Source organism: Pseudonocardia sp. ICBG601, assembly GCF_020496245.1.
On the sequence record NZ_JAHLJA010000205.1, the window covers coordinates 1 to 2,366 of the forward strand.

Annotated in this window: 6 protein-coding genes and 2 pseudogenes; 1 reads left to right on the forward strand and 7 read right to left on the reverse strand. The window is 74.8% G+C overall.

Translation table 11 applies throughout. From position 1 onward, the window contains the following. Positions 1-197 precede the first annotated feature (197 nt). The gene (locus KPL57_RS68650) at positions 198-326 is read left to right on the forward strand and encodes a hypothetical protein (protein ID WP_264199966.1); all 129 of its coding nucleotides are present in this window, start codon (positions 198-200) and stop codon (positions 324-326) included. A gap of 150 nt (positions 327-476) precedes the next feature. Here KPL57_RS68650 and KPL57_RS71210 read toward each other — a convergent pair. The 7 genes and pseudogenes from KPL57_RS71210 to KPL57_RS60400 all read right to left on the reverse strand — a co-directional run. Then, positions 477-590 (reverse strand): annotated as a pseudogene (locus KPL57_RS71210) (monovalent cation/H(+) antiporter subunit G); the annotation flags it as partial. Next, the gene (locus tag KPL57_RS71215) at positions 536-691 is read right to left on the reverse strand and encodes a hypothetical protein (RefSeq protein WP_308253259.1); all 156 of its coding nucleotides are present in this window, start codon (positions 689-691) and stop codon (positions 536-538) included. The gene KPL57_RS71215 and the pseudogene KPL57_RS71210, both read right to left, overlap by 55 nt. Next, positions 691-834, reverse strand: coding sequence for a hypothetical protein (locus KPL57_RS60385; protein ID WP_226358899.1), 144 nt, complete (start codon positions 832-834; stop codon positions 691-693). The genes KPL57_RS71215 and KPL57_RS60385 overlap by 1 nt, the downstream gene beginning before the upstream one ends. Further along, on the reverse strand, positions 828-1,337 hold the full coding sequence (locus tag KPL57_RS68655) for a Na+/H+ antiporter subunit E (RefSeq protein ID WP_264199964.1): 510 nt from the start codon (positions 1,335-1,337) through the stop codon (positions 828-830). Before KPL57_RS68655 ends, KPL57_RS60385 begins: the two co-directional genes overlap by 7 nt. Next, positions 1,271-1,729 (reverse strand): hypothetical protein, encoded by a 459-nt coding sequence (locus KPL57_RS68660; protein ID WP_308253262.1) that lies wholly within the window; start codon positions 1,727-1,729, stop codon positions 1,271-1,273. Before KPL57_RS68660 ends, KPL57_RS68655 begins: the two co-directional genes overlap by 67 nt. Positions 1,730-1,750: 21 nt before the next feature. Further along, positions 1,751-1,954, reverse strand: a complete 204-nt coding sequence (locus tag KPL57_RS60395; RefSeq protein ID WP_226358900.1) for a hypothetical protein — start codon at positions 1,952-1,954, stop codon at positions 1,751-1,753. After that, positions 1,927-2,366, reverse strand: a pseudogene (locus KPL57_RS60400) (hypothetical protein); the annotation flags it as partial. The pseudogene KPL57_RS60400 and the gene KPL57_RS60395, both read right to left, overlap by 28 nt.

Consider the following 2,366-nt stretch of genomic DNA (forward strand, 5'->3'; position numbering starts at 1 on the left):
CAGAACGCGATCGGCGGCCTCGTACTGGTGCCGGGGTCCTGCTCGTCGCGGCGGGCGCGGTCGGCATGGTGCGCTGCCCGACGTCTACAACCGCACAACGCCGTCACCAAGGCCGCCGGGCTCGGGATCGTCGCGATCCTCGTCGGGGTCGCGATCCTGGTGCCCGAGCCGGGGGTGCTGCTCACCCTCGGCGTGCCGTGGCACTGCAGCTCTTCACGATCCCGGTCGCCAGCTTCGCGATCGGGCACGCCGCCTACCGGTCCGGGGCCCCTCGACCCCGTCCACGCTGCGCGAGGACGACCCCGGCTCCGGCGGACGACGGCTGAACCGTCCGCACCTCCCGGGCGCGCGCGTCGCTGTCGATGTCCTCCCCAGGTCGTCGACGACGAGTGCGTCCGGTCGATCGCACCGCTGCGGTAGGCCGAGCGCCCGACCACCTGCGAGATGACCGGCGCCGTCATCACCTGGAACAGCACGACCAGGATCAGCGTCGAGGAGTTCTCGAACTCCAGGTTGACCGCGACGCCCAGCAGGATCAGCAGCAGGCCGAGGGTCTGCGGCTTGGTGGTGGCCTGCAGCCGGGCGGGCAGTCCGGCAGCCGGACCAGCCCGAGCGCACCGAGCAGGCAGGACAGCCCGCCGGCGAGCATCAGTGCGGCGGAGACCACGTCGAGCACGTCGTGCAGGCCCATCAGCGGTGCCGCCCCATCGTTCGACCAGGGGGCGCCGTCGACGAGCCGACCAGCGCGATCAGCGCGACCGCGGCCAGCAGCGGGATGTTCGACCCGTCGGAGTAGATCGCCGCGTACACGCGGGCCGCGGCCACGATCAGCACGACGAACACGTCCAGCGCCGCGATGCGGCCAGCGTCGTGGGGCCCTTCAGGAGCCGCCACATCGTCAGCACCCCGGCGGCGTCAGCATGATCAGTACCAGCGTGTGGACGACGGTCACCGTCGTTCCTCCCCGTGTCCCCGGCGGCGACCGCGGCGACGGCGGCGGCGCACCGGTCCCGGTCCTCCTGGCTGCCGACGGCGTCGATCACCCGCAGCTGCAGCCGCATCATGTCCCGGCGGAGCCGTTCGACGGCGCCGGGCCGGTGCAGGGCGAGTGCGTAGACGTACCAGCGACGCCGGGCCCGGTCGATCTGCAGTGTGAAGCTGCCCGGGGACAGCGCGCAGGCCGCGACGATCGTCGTCGCGGTGCGGTCCGAGCCGGTGCACAGCGGCAGCCCGACGATCCCGGACCGGGCGCGCGGCCCGTGCCGCAGCGTCACCATGCTGACCCGGATCCCGGAGACGACCAGGTCCGAGGCCAGGAACGCCAGCAGCCGCAGCAGCTTCCACGGCCGGAACGGAGCCGTTCGGGCAGCAGCGGCAGCGGGAAGATCGCCGTCACCGCGAGGCCGACGAGCAGACCGCCGACGATCGCGGCCGCGGACACGCTCCCCCACAGCAGCACCCACACCAGCGCCAGCGCGAGCACCTGCGGGGATCCGCCGGCGCACGCTCCCGCCGCGGGCGGACCCGCCCATCGGCTCGGCGACGGTGTCGGGGACCGGTGGCGGCACCCGGCGGGGGTGCGGGCGTGGTCGGGCTCCGGCGGCTCGCCGACCTCGGCCGCGCCCATCTCGGCCTCGCGGCGCGCCTCCGGCGAGGAGAGCACGGCGTCCTCGCGGTCGTCGCCGTCGGGGCGGCCTGCGGGTCCGGGCCGTCGGCCGTGCCGCGCCACCCCGGCTCGGGGTCTGCTCGCTCACGGGGTCACCTCCGGGGTGTCGCCGGCCGCGGTCCGCACGGTCGTGTCCCGGGCGAGGTCACCGGACCGTCCGCTCGCGCTGATGGTCCCGTCACCCCCGGGGTCGGCGCCCGGCCCGAGGACGGCGGCGGTGTAGCCGGTCCGGTCGTGCAGGTCCACCCCGGCCCTGGCCGTCACCCCGGACAGCGGGCCGGCGAACACGCGATCGCGACGCTGACCACGACCAGCGTGGACGCGCCGACGTACATGCCGCGGGCGCTGCGCGCGGTCCCGACGACGAGCTCGTCGTTCGGGTCGTCGTCGGCCAGGGGCTCCTTCGGTGCGCCCCAGAACACCCGCACCCAGACCCGGGCGACGGCGTAGAGGGTCAGCAGGCTCGCCAGCACGACGACGGCCGCGACCGATCCCCGGCGAAGCCCCGCGCCCGCACCGGCCTGCAGGCAACGCGAGCTTCGCGACGAAACCGAGGTCGGGGGCAGCCCGGCCAGGGTGATCGCCGGGATCGCGAACAGCACGGCCAGGTGGGGTGCTGCTGGGCGAGCCCACCCATCTGGGAGATCGACACGGTCCCGGTCCGCCGGGTGATGAGCCCGCTGACCAGGAACAGCGTCGC